Consider the following 15,611-nt stretch of genomic DNA (forward strand, 5'->3'; position numbering starts at 1 on the left):
AAACCTAGCGTCGCGTTTTGCGGTCGGTGTTGCAAGGTGGCCCGGGACACATGCCTGCCAAGGTAAAAAAACATCCCAAGCCCAAAAGAAATGCTCGACAAAGTGGGTGATTCTGGTTTGTGATTGACTCGTCAATCAATATCCGCACCGCAATGCTGGGGAAATGCAGTGGGCGCGGGCGCCTAGCATGATGCTGAAAGAGGGAAAACACTGGGGCAAAGGGGCGAGTTATTCCGTGCCGCGCCGAACTGTCTGCTTCCCTTCTTCGCCAGTTTTTGTGCATGTTGCGACATGGATTTGTCACATGACAAGCCGACTGGCGCGTAACAACGCGCCGGACCGGGCAAAACGAATATTGCAGGGAGAAAATCAATGAAAAAACTGAGTGTAAGCCTGATGGCGCTGACCGTTGCAGGCTCTGCCTATGCCGCCGAGATGGGGGCCGTGGATCAGCCGATCAAACTGGCGATCAACGAATGGACTGGCCAGCACGTGACCACCCATGTCGCGGGTGAGATGCTGAAAGCTGCCGGGTACAATGTGGAATATGTGACCGCAGGCATGATGAATCAGTTCCAGGCGCTGGCCGATGGTGACATCGACGCGACCCTGGAAATCTGGTCGTCCAACGTATCGGATGAATATGCCAAGAAGATCGACGAAGGCACCGTCGTTGAAATCGGCGATCTGGGCCTCGACGCCAAAGAAGGCATCGCCTATCCCGCGCATGTGGCTGATCTGTGTCCCGGCCTGCCCGCATGGGAAGCGCTGAAGGACTGCGCACAGGTATTTGCGACGGCCGAAACGCTGCCTGGGGGCCGTCTGGTCGATTACCCGGCTGATTGGGGTACGCCCGGCGCTGACCGTATGGTGGGCCTGGATCTGCCGTTCAAAGCGGTTCCCGCAGGTTCCGAGGGGGCTTTGATAGCCGAGCTTCGGGCCTCGACCGAGCGCAACTCGCCGCTGCTGATCACCTTCTGGCAGCCGCATTGGGCCATGTCGGCCTATGATGTGCAATTCGTCGAACTGCCAGCCGGGGAAGACGCCTGTTTCACCGATCCCGCTTGGGGCCCGAACCCGAACGCTGTGAACGATTGCGATTTCTCGCCGTCGCGCATCTTCAAGGCGGGTTGGAGCGGCATGGAAGACAAATGGCCCGCAGCCTATGAAATCCTGACCAACTATCAACTGGCAGTCGAAGATCAGCAGCCGATGATGGGTGCGATCGACGTTGATGGTGGTTCCGTCGAAGAGGTCGTCGCCGCTTGGATGGCTGAAAACGAAGGCAAATGGCGCCCTGTTGTTGACGCGGCAACGCAGTGAGCTGACGTCAGTGACTGACGTAAATTCGCCAGCCATCGCCTGCCAGAATCTCTGGCAGGTGTTTGGCCCCGGCGCTGACAAAGCCCTGACCGACGCGCTGTCTCGGTCAGGGAATGACGCTGACAAAGCCGCTGCCGATCTGCGGGAAAACGGGTTCATCCCCGCCGTTCAGGATGCCAATTTCGAGGTCAAGGAGGGCGAGCTGTTTGTGATCATGGGCCTGTCCGGATCGGGCAAGTCTACTTTGATCCGCTGTATCTCGCAGCTTTTGCCGGGCACGGGTGGCGAAATCCGTGTGGATGGCGAGAACGTCATCGGCGCGTCAAAGAAAGCCATGACCGAGCTGCGCCGCAAAAAGCTGGGCATGGTATTTCAGCATTTCGGCCTGTTCCCGCATATGACCGTTGCCGAAAACGTCGCCTATCCGCTGCGTGTTCAGGGTGTTAGCCGCAAAGAGCGGATGGCCCGCGCGCAGGAGGTGATCTCGTTGGTCGGGCTGGAAGGGCGCGAAGACAGCTTCCCGCGTCAGCTTTCGGGTGGTCAGCGGCAGCGCGTCGGGATTGCTCGGTCTCTGGCCGTGAACCCCGATATCTGGTTTTTGGACGAACCATTCTCGGCCCTCGATCCCTTGATCCGCCGTCAGTTGCAGGATGAATTCCTGCGCATTCAGGCGACGTTGCAGAAATCCATCGTCTTCATCACCCACGATATTCAAGAGGCGCTGAAACTGGCCGACCGGATTGCCATCATGCGCGACGGAAAGATAGTCCAGATCGGTACACCCACCGATATCGTACTGCGCCCGGTGGATGATTACGTGCGAGAGTTTTCAAAGGATGTCGCCAAGGGTCAGCATGCCAAGGTCGCATCGGTCATGCGCCAAGACGGAGAGCGGGGACCAGATGACCCTGGCCTGACAACCTCGATGACATTAGACGCTGCATTGGCGCACTGCATGGAGTTATACGAACCGGTGCCCGTCAGGGATGCCGATGGTAACATCGTCGGAACGGTTCATCCGTCCGATCTGGCCGCCGCCCTGCAGGTTGATGAAACATGACTGTAGCGACGGAAGTTTCTGTGCCGCAGGCGCGCCTGAGCATTGGCGCGCGCGCCGCACTGATCACAGTCATCGTCGGTGCGTTGTGTCTGGCGCTGGAAGGCGTCGCGCCCTGGCTGGTCAAATGGCCCGCAGGCTGGGAACTGCCTGCAACGCAATGGGTCGGCACGTTTCTGGACTGGTCCCTGAACGGGATCAAACCGGCGGCGCGGCTGTTTTCCGATCTCATGGCCTATCCCATGAACTGGGCCAACTTTGTGCTCGGCAATACGCCATGGCCCATCCTGATCGGTCTGGTGACTGCGCTGGGTTGGTATCTGGGCGGTTTGCCGATGGCGGCGCTGGGCTTTGTGGGCCTTAGCTTTGTGTTGGCATCGGGCTATTGGGCCGAAAGTATGAACACCCTGGCGTTAGTGGCCGTTTCCGTGCCGGTTGCGCTGATCATGGGCGGAGCTATCGGCATCCTTGCCAACGAAGTTCCGCGCGTGAAGTCATTTGTGCAGGCCGTGCTGGACGTGATGCAGACCGTGCCGACATTCGCTTACCTGACGCCGCTGCTGCTGCTGTTTGGTTTCGGTCCTGTGGTTGGGCTGATCGCCTCGGCCATCTATGCGGCCCCTCCGATGGCGCGCAACGTGATGTTGGGGCTGGAGCGGGTCGAACCGGAAATCAAAGAGGCTGCCATCATGTCCGGCGGCACGCGGTTTCAACAGCTGTTTCAGGTCGAGATCCCGGCTGCAGCCACGCAGATCATGGTCGGTGTGAACCAGTGCCTAATGGCTGCGCTGTCGATGGTTATCATCGCAGCCGTCATTGGCGGCTTCAACGATATCGGTTGGGAGGTTCTTCTGACCATGCGCAAGGCACAGTTCGGCGAAGCCTTGATGGCCGGTCTGGTGATCGTGGTCTTTGCCGTCGTCATCGACCGGATGAGCGGGACGCTGGCGACCGAACGTAAACGCTATGACCAGCGTGTCGCCTGGGCAGTAATTGGCGTTGCCGTGCTGTTCACCGCTGCCTTTTGGACCAGGCTGCCGAACCCGTCCGAACTGACCATTCTCGACCCGCTGGCCGGGGTGATTGACGGCGGGCTGACGGCGTTTACCCAGGCTAATGGGCCGTGGCTTGACGCGCTCAAGAACAACTCTTTGTTCTATGTGCTGCTGCCGCTTCGGATTGGTTTGGACCAGGCCGTGCTGCCGTTCACATGGGGTTTTCAGTGGACGCCCGTGATGAGCTATGGCCTGTTCGCCGCTGCCGCAGCGGTTGCCGTGCTAATGGCATGGCGTGGACATCTGACCGGCGGGCTGGTGATGCTGATCCTGATCGGGATGCTGGAAACCGGCATTGCCAATCTGCCCTGGCCTTTCGTTCTGACTGCCGCCGCCGCGTTGGGTTGGGTGGCAGGGGGCTGGCGATTGGCGGCGCTTTCGGTCGGATTGCTCTGTACCATTCTTGTCTCGGGCCTGTGGGAACGCGCGCTGTTATCGCTGTATCTGAGCGGTGCTGCGGTGTTTTCTTGTGCCGTAGTCGGTGGTGTGATTGGTCTGGCCAGTGCAGTCTGGTTGCCTGTTTGGAAGGTGGTCCGCCCCGTCTGTGACATGTTGCAGACGATCCCACTGTTCGTGTTCCTGATTCCTGTGCTGATGGTGTTTCAGATCGGCGAGTTTTCGGCCTTTCTGGCAATCTGCGCCTATGCCGTTGTTCCGATGATCCGCTACACACGGCACGGGCTGGTCAATACACCGGATGAGATGATGGAGGCCGCCATCTCTAGTGGCGCGACTGAGTGGCAGATCATGCGTGACGTGCGCGCGCCTTATGCTGCGCCGACTATCTTACTGGGTCTGAACCAGACCATCCTTTACGCCTTTGCCATGCTGGTGATCGCTGCGCTGATCGGAACCACCGGTCTGGGCCAGTCGATCTATCTGGCGCTGGGGCAGGCGGATGTGGGATTGGGGATTTCAGCAGGGGCGGCGATGGCTATCCTTGCGCTGATAGCTGACCGCATCGTGCAGGGCTTTGCCGAGGAACGTCGCAAGGCGCTGGGCCTGTAAACATCGGCAGAAAGGCGGAACAACCGCCTCTCTGCCTCATTTGATTTCGGGCAAGGACGTTCCGGCGCAGGTGATTAAACCTGGCGCAAATGATCGGAGACTACCATGGCAGGCTGGCCCCTATTCTTTGCTGCACTGATAGCGTTTCTGGCGACCCATGCGATACCAGCGCGCCCCGCTGTGCGCGATCGCCTGATCACTACGTTCGGACGGCGCGGGTATTTCGTGGCTTATTCCATCTTGTCTCTGCTGGTTCTGGGTTGGTTGATCATCGCCGCAGCGCAAGCCCCGTATGTCGAGGTGATCCCACCCATTTGGATATTCCGCTGGATTCCCGTTCTGATGATGCCCGTAGTGTGCTGGCTTGCGGTTGCGGGCTTGACGATCCAGAACCCGTTTTCATTTGGTGGCTTGGGCCAGCGCCCGTTCGATCCGGAAAAGCCCGGCATTCTGCGCACCACGCGCCACCCGGTTTTGGTGGCGCTGTTGGTGTGGGCTGTCGCTCATCTGCTGGCCAATGGCAGCCTGTCCCACGTGATTTTGTTCGGTTTGTTTGCGGTATTTGCTGCGATGGGGCTGCCGCTGATTGATCGACGCAAGTCCCGTCAGATGGGTGCTGAATGGGGTCGGCTGTCGCGCAACACTGCAAGGTTTTCTTTGCGTGCGCCACGCCCTTGGCCGCCTGTTTGGATCGGGTTTGTAGCGCTGGCAGCATTTGCAATCCTGCTTCACTTACACGAACCGGTGATCGGATTGTCTCCGCTGCCATAAGCTGAGTGGTGGTCGGGGCGGGTCGTGCGTGCTATTTGATGTTTCGAATTGTTGCGACAAGGGGATTTGCATGTACCTCGCCTATGTTACGACCACCGACCGCGGTGCAACCGACCGTCTGCTGAGCGCGGCTGCGGATCGCCTTTTGGCCGCAGATGCGCAGTTGGCGGGTGTGGTGCAAACCAACACCGAATGCGCCGACAGCAGCAAGTGCGACATGGACGTCCGTGTCCTGCCAGAGGGAGAGACCATCCGGATTTCGCAGTCTTTGGGTACACAGTCGCGCGGCTGCCGTCTGGACCCTGCGGCACTTGAGCGGGCAGTTGGATATGTGACGGCATCGCTGGCAGAGAATCCCCATTTGCTGATCGTTAACAAGTTCGGCAAGCACGAGGCGGATGGGCGCGGTTTTCGCCCGGTCATCGCTGAAGCACTGGCGCAGGACATTCCGGTTCTTGTCGGGGTGAACGGTTTGAACACGGCTAAATTCGAAGAATTCACGGGCGGCGGTGCCGAGCAGATTGAGCCCGACCTTGAGGCGATCTTGGCCTGGTTTGACCGGGTCACTGCGCAACGTGAAGCTGCCGCCTGACAGAGCGGTCATAAGGCGGGGCCATCGGTCCTGCCAATTTCTGCTTGGTACGGTGTGATCAGCCATTCATCACTCGCGCTGGCAAAGCTTGCTGGATGTCTGGAAGAAAATGGTGGGCGACCCTGGAATCGAACCAGGCGTGCGTCTCCGCGAGGGAGTTACAGTCCCCTGCCACACCTTGCGGCCTGTCGCCCACTGTCAGGCGTTGCACCTGACGTGGAGGCGTGATTACTAGCGCTCTAAAGGAGCGTCAACAGGAAAATACTGCTTTGACGCAGGAAACCGAATTCGCGGCCCGGAGGCCAAAGAAATGAAGAAACCCAAGTGGGTCGTCGAAAAAGAACAGGCGCGCAAAGCTGCCGCATCCGAAACTGTTTGGCTGTTTGGTCTGCATGCGGTGCGGGATGCGCTGATGAACCCAAACCGCACAAAATTGCACCTGATTGTGACGCGGAATGCGCGGGACAAGCTGGTGGAAGCCATTGAATTTGCTGGCATTGAGCCCGAGATGGTTGATCCACGCAAATTTACCGCTCCGATCGACCCAGGGTCGGTTCATCAGGGCGCGGCCCTTGAGGTTAAGCCTTTGGAATGGGGTGGTCTGGCGGAAAACTGCATCGGGCGCGAACACCCGCGCGTCATTTTGTTAGACCGCGTGACCGACCCCCATAATGTCGGAGCGATTCTACGGTCAGCTGAGGTTCTTGGAGCCAGCGCAGTAGTCGGTATGCGCCATCACGCGGCGCCGGAAACTGGCGCGCTGGCCAAGACCGCCAGCGGCGCACTGGAACGTCAACCCTATCTGCGGGTGCGTAACCTGGCTGATGCCATTGTCGAGTTGCAGGGAATGGGGTTTCTGGTCCTAGGACTGGACGGCGAGGCGGACGACACGATCGAGGCCGCCTTGGGAGGTAACCCGGACCAGCCAGTGGCATTGGTGTTAGGCGCAGAGGGACCGGGCCTGAGGCAAAAAACCAAAGAAACCGTCGACAAGTTGGTCAAAATTGACGCTGTGGGCGGGTTTGGTTCTCTCAATGTCTCAAATGCGGCGGCGATTGCCCTATATGCTTCTAGGCAAAGATAACGACAGGAGAACGCCATTTCCACGCCATCCAAAATTGCGACCTGCTGTTATTGTGGGACCCGGGCAGCGCTTGTTCTAAAAGGCACGCAGCGCCAAGAGCTCAGTTGTTCAAGCTGCGGTGCCCCGCTGCATAACCTCAAGATGATGCCAAAGCGCAAATTGGAAGATGCCAAGGCGAACCGTCAAACAGCCAAGCAGGATCATCCCTACAAGAGCAAAAAGAAGAAGAAAAAAGGCGTTTTCTCACGGGTGCTGGATGAAGCCTGGGATGTGATCGAGGACATTTTCGACTAAAGGCTGGCGTTGCCGGTTCGAATGTTCACAAGCGCGTTAAAAGGGGTTTCAGTTGCGATAATAAATTGCATCTTGATACCCTGAGTTTCTATTTGTGATCCGATGACCATGAACAGACGTTTCCTTTTTGGCGCGATTGCCGCCAGTGTGATTGCTCTTCCTGCGTTTGCGCAGGATCTGCCCGTCTTCTATCGGACGGACGGTGCAGCCATGGCCGGATATGATGCGGTGTCCTATTTCAATGGCGAAACACCTGTTCGGGGTCAGCCTGAATACGCGGTTATGTGGAAAGGCGCCGAATGGCACTTTGCCACCGCTGAGAATCGGGACGCGTTTGAGATGAATCCGCGTGCCTATGCACCTCAGTTCGGCGGGTACTGCGCCTTCGCAATGGCGCAAGGAGAGCTTGTCAGCACCGATCCGACTATTTGGCAGGTGATTGACGGTCGGCTATATCTGACCCACTCGCCAGAAATCGAGCGCATCTGGCAACGCGATACCGCAGCTTATATCCGCGAGGCCGAGGCGCATTGGCCAAGCGTTCTATATGAATAACAGGGCGGCGGCCGTTTTTTCTGATCTGTCATCACAAAATCGCGCGCTACCTCTTTTTTTCTCTGAACTCATGCTTAAATGTCACAGTGACCGCGGAACGGAACTGCCGCGGGTCATTTCACTGTCCCTCGTTCCAACAACTGGCGCTCAGGTATTCCTGGGCGCTTTTTTCTTTTGAAAACGGCGGCTAGGGTGGTCGAATGACTGAGTATTCCGATGAATTCCTGACCCAGATCCTGAAACATACCAAAACCGTTGCTGTGGTTGGGGTGTCGATGAATCCTGTGCGACCCAGCTATTATGTGGCGCGGTATTTGTCACTCAAAGGATACAAGGTGATCCCTGTTAACCCCGGTCATGCGGGCAAGATCCTGTTTGGCCAGACAATCCGTGCGTCGCTATCCGAGATTTCCGAACCGGTAGACATGGTCGATATCTTTCGCCGATCCGAAGCTGTACCGCCCATAGTGGACGAGGCGCTGGAGGCGTTTCCAAATCTGCGCACAATCTGGATGCAGATTGGGATAGAACATGCCACGGCTGCGGCCACAGCGCAGGCGCGCGGGGTGGATGTCGTGATGAACCGCTGTCCGAAGATCGAATATCAGCGTTTGTTCGGCGAATTGCGCATGGGTGGTTTTGCAACCGGAATGATTTCGTCGAAACTCTGAGCGGTTATTCACCGAGATATGGTTGCAGTTCGCCGAATTGTTCCAAACGTCGCCTTTCCAGAACCACTTCGCGCGGGACCCAGTCATAGCGCGTGTCTTGTGGTAAGGGCGTCCAGTACAGCACGCCGCCATAGCGCCAGGGGTCCAGCACAACACCGTCATACATTGTCTCGCCTTTGCGACTGATGATTGCCGTGCTGTGGTCGATCCGGAACGGGTTGTCGGCATTAGCGATGGCGCGGTGCATTTCCAGCGTCTGGAAGTTTTCTTGATCCAGCCGCCGTTCGATATCCTCGGCCCAGTGCCAACACAGTCCGCGCGGCTTCAGGCCCTTGTTGACTTTGGCATTGTGGATCAGTGGCGGGTCGGTGATCTGATATTCCTGGGCCAGTTGATCGGTGTAGGCATAGGCAATGCGCGCGGCGCGGTTGGCCTCTTCAGGGTCGATGTCAGGCCCGAGGTTGCGGATTTCAGACGCCAAGCGCTGAACTTCATCACTGGTGGACGGCGGGGCAATTGCGCAGGCCCCCAGAACGGCTAGCGCCAGCCCAAATACCAAAGCTCTGATCATCTGCGCGCCCTTTGACCTGCGAACCTGTCAGGATCAGAATAATGGATCGACAACACCTGCGTCACCCCTTGGGTCGCGCGGCCTTTTCCGCGATGCCGCTGGTGCCCTGACGCCGGGCCAGTTCGGCCAGCACATCATCCAGCGCCACATCGCGCGCGGCCAGCATGACCAGCAGGTGATACAGTACATCCGCCGCCTCTGAGGTCAGCTTGGCCTGATCGCCCTTGACCGCCTCGATGATGGCCTCAACCGCCTCTTCGCCGAATTTCTCGGCGCATTTCTCGGGGCCTTTGGCCAACAGCTTGGCGGTCCAGCTGCCTTCAGGATCCGTCCCTTTGCGGGCCTCAATCGTTTGGGCCAGCTCGTGCAGAATGCTCATGTCAGCCTCATCGGGATGCCAGCGGCGGCCATGTGTTCCTTGGCCTCGCGGATGGTGAATTCGCCGAAGTGAAAGATCGATGCGGCAAGGACAGCGCTGGCACCGCCTTCGGTGACGCCTTCGACCAGATGATCCAGAGTTCCAACCCCGCCCGAGGCGATCACTGGTACATTCACAGCATCCGAAATGGCGCGTGTCAGCGGCAAGTTGAACCCGGCTTTGGTACCATCGCGATCCATCGAAGTCAGCAGAATCTCACCCGCGCCCTTGGCGACGACGGTTCTGGCGAATTCGACCGCGTCGATGCCAGTGGGCTTGCGTCCGCCATGAGTGAAAATTTCCCACTTGCCGGGGCTGACGGTCTTGGCGTCGATGGCACAGACGATGCACTGGTTGCCGAATTGATCGGCGGCTTGGGCGATCACATCCGGGTTTGCCACTGCCGCCGAGTTGAAGCTGACCTTGTCTGCACCGGCCAGCAACAGAGCGCGCACGTCTTCCTTGGTCCGCACGCCGCCGCCAACGGTCAGGGGTACAAAGCACTGTTCCGCTGTGCGCTGCACCACATCGAACATGGTCCCGCGGTTTTCATGGGTGGCATGGATGTCCAGAAAGCAAATCTCGTCAGCGCCTGCCGCGTCATAGGCCTTGGCGGATTCCACCGGGTCACCCGCATCGCGCAGGCCAACAAAGTTAACACCTTTGACAACGCGGCCATCGGCGACATCCAGACAGGGTATGATACGGGTTTTCAGCATCTCTCGTCCTTTGTTGGCGCACCTCTAACGGCAAAGCCCCGCCGATGCCAGACTTGTGATTGTCACAACTCTGGAACCTGTGAAAACTGTCCCCAATTCATCAGGAGATCAATGAGATGCGTAGACTCTTTTTAGCAACCACTTTCATTTTCGCAGGAGCAGCTGCCGCAATGGCTGACGATATCATCAAGATGAAGACCGACAAATCGGTGACCCAGGCGCTGGACGCGCTTGAGACGGCGATTGGCAACGCGGGTGCAACGGTTTTTGCGCGGGTTGACCACGCGGCCGGGGCCGAAAAGGTCGGAACGCCGATCCCGCCCAATCAGGTGCTGATTTTCGGCAACCCTGCGCTGGGTACGCCTGCAATGCAGATCGACCCGCGTGCCGGACTGTTCCTGCCCCTCAAGGTGCAAGCGTATGAAGATGCCGACGGTCAGGTTTGGCTGATCTATGAAGATCCAAAAGAGACGATGGATGAGTTCGACGCGGTCGAAAACTCTCCCATCATCGAGAAAATGCGCGGGGCGCTGGCAAAGCTGACTGCGGCTGCCGCGCAGTAAATCAGGTCAGGGCGCGAATGGCCTCTGCCAGGTCAATCGCGCCGTCATACAGCGCCCGGCCGGAAATCGCGCCGTTCAGTTCCACACCGCAATCACGCAGAGCAATCAGATCATCCAATGAGCTGACGCCGCCTGACGCGATCACCGGGATCGATACGGCACGGGCCAAGTCCGCGGTGGCCTCAATGTTAGGGCCCTGCATCGCGCCATCGCGGTTGATATCAGTATAGATGATTGCAGCAACGCCGGCATCCTCGAAGCTGCGCGCCAGATCAGTGACCTGCACATTCGTCTCTTCAGCCCAGCCTTTGGTCGCGACCATGCCGTTGCGGGCATCAATGCCAACGGCAACTTTGCCGGGAAAGGCTTTGGCCGCCTTGCGCACCAGATCCGGGTTCTCGACCGCGATTGTGCCCAGAATCACTCGGGCCAGACCTTTGTCGATCCAGGTTTCAATGGTGGCCATGTCGCGGATACCGCCGCCAAGCTGGGCGGGAACGTTGCATTCCTTCAGAATTGCCTCGACTGGGGCGGCGTTGACCGGCTCACCGGCAAAGGCACCGTTCAGGTCAACCAGATGTAGCCATTCGCACCCCGCGTCGACAAAGGCACGGGCCTGGGCGGCGGGGTCTTCATTGAACACGGTCGCTTTGTCCATTTCTCCGCGCAGCAGGCGCACGGCCTGTCCGTCTTTGAGGTCGATGGCAGGATAGAGGATCATGTTGTCAGGCCTTGAATCGCTGTTTTCCCGGCGGGATATCGCACAGGCAGGGCAGGGGATGCAACGCGACGCAAAGTCAATCTTGCCCCACGTCCACCAGCGCGCCAGACTGCTGGTCAAATAGGGAGGATTTTATGAAGAAAACAACTTTTGCAGCAGCCTTGGGGCTGGGATCTCTGATTTCGGGAGCGGCGATGGCCGACCCGGTTGACGGTCTTTGGAAAACCCAGCCCGGAGACACCGGCGGATATCTGCATGTTTCGATCGCCGAATGCGGCAGCGCGATTTGCGGTACCATCGATACCGCTTTTGACAAAGACGGGAATGAACAGCTGGAATATGAAAATCTCGGCAAGCAGATCATCTGGGATATGGTGCCTGATGGCGACGGCACCTATGGCGGGGGCAAGATCTGGGCTCCGGACAGAGACAAGACCTACAGCTCGAAAATGACCCTGGACAGCCAGAACAAGCTGACCGTCAAAGGTTGTGTTGCGGGTGGATTGGTGTGTCGCGGGCAGGATTGGACACGGGTTCAGTAACCGCTCAGGGCGTCCAGGTCAGGAAATTCCCGATCATGCGCAGGCCCACATCCTGGCTTTTCTCAGGATGGAACTGCATCCCGACCATAGTGTCACGGCCAATTACGGCCGTGACGTCCTGACCGTAATCCACATAGGCCAGACGCTGTGCGGGATCGCTGACCCGGAAATGGTATGAGTGGACGAAATAGGCGTGATCGCCTGATGTGACCCCGGCAAAGACAGGGTGTTCGCTTTCCAACACCAGATCGTTCCAACCCATATGCGGCACTTTCAGCGACCGGTCTGACGGCGCAATTTGCACCACATCCCCGGCAATCCAGTCCAACCCATCGGTGTCAGTGTACTCATGACCTTTCGAGGCCATCAGCTGCATACCCACGCAGATACCCAGAAATGGGCGGGCTTTCTGCTCGACCGCTTCGACCATCGCGTCATAGATACCCTTGTGCCCGCGCAGCTCGGCCGCGCAGGCAGGGAAAGCGCCGTCACCGGGCAGCACCAGCCGGTCGGCGCGTGCAACGACATCCGCGTCTGAAGTTACTACGACCTCGCCGGCGTCCAGTTCCCGCGCCATGCGCTGAAACGCCTTTTCAGCGGAATGCAAATTGCCGCTTTCATAGTCGATAATGGCGGTGAGCATTTACAACGCGCCCTTGGTCGACGGAATCGCATCTGCTTTGCGCGCATCGGTCTCAACCGCGTCGCGCAATGCGCGCGCGACAGCTTTGAACGCCGCTTCTGCGATGTGGTGGCTGTTGAACCCGTGCAACTGGTCGATATGCAGCGTGATGCCGCCATGAGTGGCCAGCGCCTGAAAGAACTCGCGCACCAGTTCAGTGTCGAAGGTGCCTATCTTGGGTGTCGGCAGGTCTACGTTCCAGATCAGAAACGGTCGTCCTGACAGATCCAGCGCACAGCGCACCTGTGCATCGTCCATCGGCAGGTGACATTCGCCATACCGCCGGATGCCCTTTTTGTCGCCCAAGGCCAGTGTCAACGCTTGCCCCAGTGCGATTCCGGTATCCTCGACCGTGTGGTGGTCGTCGATGTGGTAATCGCCCTTGGCGCGGATCGTCATGTCGATCAGAGAATGGCGCGCTAACTGATCCAGCATGTGGTCAAAGAAACCGACGCCGGTCTGATTGTCATACTGGCCAGTCCCATCCAGATTGACCTTGACCGTGATCTCGGTTTCGGCGGTCTGACGGCTGATCTTTGCGCTGCGCATGGGCGAATTCCTTTTACTACAGGCGTGCTTATAGACGGGGTAGGGCGGGTTGATCCAGACCATCCGTCGCAATCGCCGCAAACTGTTGCAGGGGATTGCGCCCGGGCGCAGCCCATGTCAGCCTGCGGCCAACTCAACCAACAAGGCTCGGCCCATGTCCACTTGTGTTTTCATCCAGATCCGCTGCAAACCTGGCACCACTTACAAGGTGGCTGAAGAGATCGCGTTGCGCGAAATCCACTCGGAGCTCTACTCTACCAGCGGCGAATATGACCTGCTGCTGAAGCTTTACATCCCCGAGGCCGAGGATGTGGGACATTTCATCAATGAAAATCTGCTGGTGATCTCGGGTATAGAACGCTCGCTGACCACAATGACGTTCAAGGCCTTCTAGCCCTGCTCAAACGTGGTCACGCGGAAGATTCGGTCCGGGTCGTGATTGGAGTACTTCGGCGCGGTGTCAAAGACGTTCTTACGCGCCGTCCGCGCGGCCAATGTGAAGGCGGCTTTGTTCGGTTGCGGCATATGAACATATACGCGGGTCATGCTTTTCAGCAGGCCGCGCCATAAGAAAACAGCGTTGAGTGAGAGGGTTTGTATCTGGAGCGGGCGAGGCGATTCGAACGCCCGACCCTAACCTTGGCAAGGTTATGCTCTACCCCTGAGCTACGCCCGCATCAGATACATATTTGGTCCGGAGACCTCTCAATGGAGCGGGCGAGGCGATTCGAACGCCCGACCCTAACCTTGGCAAGGTTATGCTCTACCCCTGAGCTACGCCCGCGCCGTTGAGTGAGGCGTGAAGTATTAATTCTGGCGGAAAGCTGCAAGGGGAAAAACGCGACTTTTGCAAAAAATCTTCTCGTGCGGAGGAAATCCAGACAGACTTGACCTCGCGTAGCAGCAGCCCGGTTCAACTGGACCGGTCGAGATTCCGCGTTAAGCTTTGCCCAGAGCTTAGGAATATTAATAGACGGAGCCACCCATGCTGACAATTACACCGGTTTATGCGGCATTAGCCGCCTTTTTGTATCTGGCGCTGAGCCTTCGGGTCATTGGCCACCGACGGGGCGAAAAGGTTTCCTACGGGGATGGTGGCAAGGGGCAAATGATCAAGGCGATCCGAACTCATGGCAATTTCGCCGAATACGCGCCGTTTGCGCTGTTATTGATGGCAATGGTTGAATTGCAGGGCGCCAGCGGGTTGCTGTTGAACCTGTTGGGATTGGCCTTGCTGGGTGGTCGCCTGCTTCATGCATATGGGTTTGGCAGGTCTCCGCAGATCGTTATCCTCAGGCAAATCGGAATGCTGTTGACATTTGGTTCAATCCTCGTAGCTGCAATAGCCAATATTGTGCTGGCGGTGTGAGCGCGGTGGGTCGCTCACGCCGAAAAAGGCCACCGTTTTACCCAAATTCAATTATTAACTAACTGTCAACGTTATCTCAGGTGCTTGATTTTGTGGTATCTGCTGCCACTGCTCAAGAAGGACAGGTGAATAATATGAAGCGGTTCTTGTTACTTTCGCGTGTAGTTGCACCTCATTTCTGCTGCTTGGCGCTGTAAGCTTTGTGGCAGTTGTTGCCGCACCTGATATGGCCATCGCCAAAAATGGCGGCGGCAATGGCGGTGGCAAAGGCAATGGTGGTGGAAATGGGAACGGCGCGGATAAGTCTGGCGACAAGTCCTCACAGGTGAAAGGTGGCAAGTCCTTGGGTAAAAAGGGGACGGGCAAAGGGTTGCTCGCCAGTCTTGGCCTGAAAAAGCAAAAAACTGCCAAAACGGGCGCTACGACTCAAAAGAAAAACGGGCTGGTCGCTTCGATTGGTAATCTGGTCAAGGGCAATAAGAAACCTGCCAAGATGACCAAAGTTACCACTGCTGTCGTTGATGAGAAGCCGGTTCACCCCAACAAGCACGGCAAAATTGCATCGGAGCTTAAAGGTCTGAACGCGGCCCATGCCAGCCAAACGGCTCTTATGAATGCGTCCCCGAACAGTATGCCAGGAAAGCTGTACTCTTATCAGCAGAACATCCTTGGTCATACCGACGCGACGACAGATCTGCAGGATAAGAACGACGATCTGGAAGACCTGCAGGAACTGACCGCAGAAGAGATCGAAGAGGCCTATGAGCCGACCGAGGACGAGCTTGCCGAGGGCATCACCGCTCAGGACAAGTACGACGAAGCGGTCGAAGAGGCTGAGCTGGCTGTAGAGGAGGCCGAGACAAACCTGGCCGGATCTTCTGACCCGCAAGAGGCTCTGGATACTCTGACCGGCGGTCGCGAGTTGTCTAACGACGCCCTGAACGAGCTGCACGACCTGCTGGGTCTGCCGGCGCTTGCGGATTATGATGTTTTTGATGATGAAACAGAAAAGGAGTTGGTCGAAGATGAGGTTGAAGAAGAAACCGTAGACGGCTGAACCTTAACCC

General features: G+C 57.8%; 21 protein-coding genes and 3 tRNA genes. 14 read left to right on the forward strand and 10 right to left on the reverse strand.

The window, feature by feature from the left end; genetic code table 11:
• Window positions 1–372: 372 nt before the first annotated feature.
• The 5 genes from AC2FLE_RS01065 to AC2FLE_RS01085 all read left to right on the forward strand — a co-directional run bounded on the left by AC2FLE_RS01065 (window position 373) and on the right by AC2FLE_RS01085 (window position 5,806).
• Window positions 373–1,323, forward strand: coding sequence for an ABC transporter substrate-binding protein (locus AC2FLE_RS01065; RefSeq protein ID WP_142636848.1), 951 nt, complete (start codon window positions 373–375; stop codon window positions 1,321–1,323).
• A 10-nt stretch (window positions 1,324–1,333) separates the two neighbouring features.
• Entirely contained in the window at window positions 1,334–2,383 is a 1,050-nt protein-coding gene (locus AC2FLE_RS01070) for a quaternary amine ABC transporter ATP-binding protein (RefSeq protein WP_496689692.1), read from the forward strand.
• A complete protein-coding gene (locus tag AC2FLE_RS01075; RefSeq protein WP_496694800.1) occupies window positions 2,380–4,443 on the forward strand; it encodes an ABC transporter permease in 2,064 nt (687 codons plus the stop codon). Before AC2FLE_RS01070 ends, AC2FLE_RS01075 begins: the two co-directional genes overlap by 4 nt.
• 105 nt (window positions 4,444–4,548) lie before the next feature.
• Complete coding sequence (locus tag AC2FLE_RS01080) at window positions 4,549–5,214, forward strand: NnrU family protein (RefSeq protein ID WP_142636854.1); 666 nt, start codon at window positions 4,549–4,551, stop codon at window positions 5,212–5,214.
• Window positions 5,215–5,284: 70 nt separating this feature from the next.
• Window positions 5,285–5,806, forward strand: coding sequence for a DUF2478 domain-containing protein (locus AC2FLE_RS01085; protein WP_496694801.1), 522 nt, complete (start codon window positions 5,285–5,287; stop codon window positions 5,804–5,806).
• Window positions 5,807–5,916: 110 nt separating this feature from the next.
• Here the strand turns inward: AC2FLE_RS01085 and AC2FLE_RS01090 are convergent.
• Window positions 5,917–6,000, reverse strand: a tRNA-Tyr gene (locus AC2FLE_RS01090).
• Window positions 6,001–6,116: 116 nt separating this feature from the next.
• Here AC2FLE_RS01090 and rlmB point away from each other — a divergent pair.
• The 4 genes from rlmB (at window position 6,117) to AC2FLE_RS01110 (ending at window position 8,410) form a co-directional block, all read left to right on the forward strand.
• Window positions 6,117–6,890, forward strand: coding sequence for a 23S rRNA (guanosine(2251)-2'-O)-methyltransferase RlmB (gene rlmB / locus AC2FLE_RS01095; protein ID WP_142636858.1), 774 nt, complete (start codon window positions 6,117–6,119; stop codon window positions 6,888–6,890).
• A gap of 15 nt (window positions 6,891–6,905) precedes the next feature.
• The gene (locus AC2FLE_RS01100) at window positions 6,906–7,184 is read left to right on the forward strand and encodes a hypothetical protein (protein WP_496696061.1); all 279 of its coding nucleotides are present in this window, start codon (window positions 6,906–6,908) and stop codon (window positions 7,182–7,184) included.
• A gap of 108 nt (window positions 7,185–7,292) precedes the next feature.
• Window positions 7,293–7,739 carry a YHS domain-containing (seleno)protein gene (locus AC2FLE_RS01105; protein ID WP_496694802.1) on the forward strand — a complete coding sequence of 149 codons (447 nt, stop codon included), beginning with the start codon at window positions 7,293–7,295 and terminating at the stop codon, window positions 7,737–7,739.
• A gap of 200 nt (window positions 7,740–7,939) precedes the next feature.
• Window positions 7,940–8,410 carry a CoA-binding protein gene (locus AC2FLE_RS01110; protein ID WP_496694803.1) on the forward strand — a complete coding sequence of 157 codons (471 nt, stop codon included), beginning with the start codon at window positions 7,940–7,942 and terminating at the stop codon, window positions 8,408–8,410.
• 4 nt (window positions 8,411–8,414) lie between these two features.
• Here AC2FLE_RS01110 and AC2FLE_RS01115 read toward each other — a convergent pair whose 3' ends face one another.
• From AC2FLE_RS01115 to hisF, 3 genes are all read right to left on the reverse strand, one after another.
• A complete protein-coding gene (locus tag AC2FLE_RS01115; protein ID WP_496694804.1) occupies window positions 8,415–8,981 on the reverse strand; it encodes a hypothetical protein in 567 nt (188 codons plus the stop codon).
• 61 nt (window positions 8,982–9,042) lie between these two features.
• On the reverse strand, window positions 9,043–9,360 hold the full coding sequence (locus AC2FLE_RS01120) for a phosphoribosyl-ATP diphosphatase (RefSeq protein WP_142636868.1): 318 nt from the start codon (window positions 9,358–9,360) through the stop codon (window positions 9,043–9,045).
• Window positions 9,357–10,118, reverse strand: a complete 762-nt coding sequence (hisF, locus tag AC2FLE_RS01125; RefSeq protein WP_496694805.1) for an imidazole glycerol phosphate synthase subunit HisF — start codon at window positions 10,116–10,118, stop codon at window positions 9,357–9,359. Before hisF ends, AC2FLE_RS01120 begins: the two co-directional genes overlap by 4 nt.
• 170 nt (window positions 10,119–10,288) lie before the next feature.
• Between hisF and AC2FLE_RS01130 the strand changes: the two genes are divergently transcribed.
• A complete protein-coding gene (locus tag AC2FLE_RS01130) occupies window positions 10,289–10,681 on the forward strand; it encodes a DUF302 domain-containing protein (protein WP_271949511.1) in 393 nt (130 codons plus the stop codon).
• A gap of 1 nt (window position 10,682) precedes the next feature.
• On the opposite strand, the gene hisA is transcribed toward AC2FLE_RS01130, so the two are convergent.
• Window positions 10,683–11,402, reverse strand: a complete 720-nt coding sequence (hisA, locus tag AC2FLE_RS01135; RefSeq protein ID WP_496690915.1) for a 1-(5-phosphoribosyl)-5-[(5-phosphoribosylamino)methylideneamino]imidazole-4-carboxamide isomerase — start codon at window positions 11,400–11,402, stop codon at window positions 10,683–10,685.
• Window positions 11,403–11,536: 134 nt separating this feature from the next.
• Here hisA and AC2FLE_RS01140 point away from each other — a divergent pair, with 134 nt between their 5' ends.
• Entirely contained in the window at window positions 11,537–11,944 is a 408-nt protein-coding gene (locus AC2FLE_RS01140) for a DUF2147 domain-containing protein (protein ID WP_496694806.1), read from the forward strand.
• A 4-nt stretch (window positions 11,945–11,948) separates the two neighbouring features.
• Here AC2FLE_RS01140 and hisH read toward each other — a convergent pair whose 3' ends face one another.
• Window positions 11,949–12,587 carry an imidazole glycerol phosphate synthase subunit HisH gene (gene hisH, locus AC2FLE_RS01145; protein WP_496690913.1) on the reverse strand — a complete coding sequence of 213 codons (639 nt, stop codon included), beginning with the start codon at window positions 12,585–12,587 and terminating at the stop codon, window positions 11,949–11,951.
• Window positions 12,588–13,175, reverse strand: a complete 588-nt coding sequence (hisB, locus tag AC2FLE_RS01150) for an imidazoleglycerol-phosphate dehydratase HisB (protein WP_496694807.1) — start codon at window positions 13,173–13,175, stop codon at window positions 12,588–12,590.
• A 154-nt stretch (window positions 13,176–13,329) separates the two neighbouring features.
• On the opposite strand from hisB, the gene AC2FLE_RS01155 reads away from it, so the two are divergent.
• The gene (locus tag AC2FLE_RS01155) at window positions 13,330–13,569 is read left to right on the forward strand and encodes an Lrp/AsnC family transcriptional regulator (RefSeq protein WP_142636899.1); all 240 of its coding nucleotides are present in this window, start codon (window positions 13,330–13,332) and stop codon (window positions 13,567–13,569) included.
• Here AC2FLE_RS01155 and AC2FLE_RS01160 read toward each other — a convergent pair.
• The 3 genes from AC2FLE_RS01160 to AC2FLE_RS01170 all read right to left on the reverse strand — a co-directional run bounded on the left by AC2FLE_RS01160 (window position 13,566) and on the right by AC2FLE_RS01170 (window position 13,959).
• Window positions 13,566–13,721, reverse strand: a complete 156-nt coding sequence (locus tag AC2FLE_RS01160) for a hypothetical protein (protein WP_496690911.1) — start codon at window positions 13,719–13,721, stop codon at window positions 13,566–13,568. The two genes, AC2FLE_RS01155 and AC2FLE_RS01160, sit on opposite strands and share 4 nt — an antisense overlap.
• 55 nt (window positions 13,722–13,776) lie before the next feature.
• Window positions 13,777–13,851: transfer RNA gene (locus AC2FLE_RS01165), tRNA-Gly, on the reverse strand.
• A 33-nt stretch (window positions 13,852–13,884) separates the two neighbouring features.
• Window positions 13,885–13,959: transfer RNA gene (locus AC2FLE_RS01170), tRNA-Gly, on the reverse strand.
• A gap of 201 nt (window positions 13,960–14,160) precedes the next feature.
• Here AC2FLE_RS01170 and AC2FLE_RS01175 point away from each other — a divergent pair.
• Together AC2FLE_RS01175 and AC2FLE_RS01180 are read left to right on the forward strand one after the other, a co-directional pair.
• Complete coding sequence (locus AC2FLE_RS01175) at window positions 14,161–14,544, forward strand: MAPEG family protein (RefSeq protein ID WP_496690910.1); 384 nt, start codon at window positions 14,161–14,163, stop codon at window positions 14,542–14,544.
• Window positions 14,545–14,770: 226 nt separating this feature from the next.
• Window positions 14,771–15,601 carry a hypothetical protein gene (locus AC2FLE_RS01180; protein WP_496694808.1) on the forward strand — a complete coding sequence of 277 codons (831 nt, stop codon included), beginning with the start codon at window positions 14,771–14,773 and terminating at the stop codon, window positions 15,599–15,601.
• Window positions 15,602–15,611 lie beyond the last annotated feature (10 nt).

It is taken from the genome of Ruegeria sp. CDSA077, from assembly GCF_059612265.1.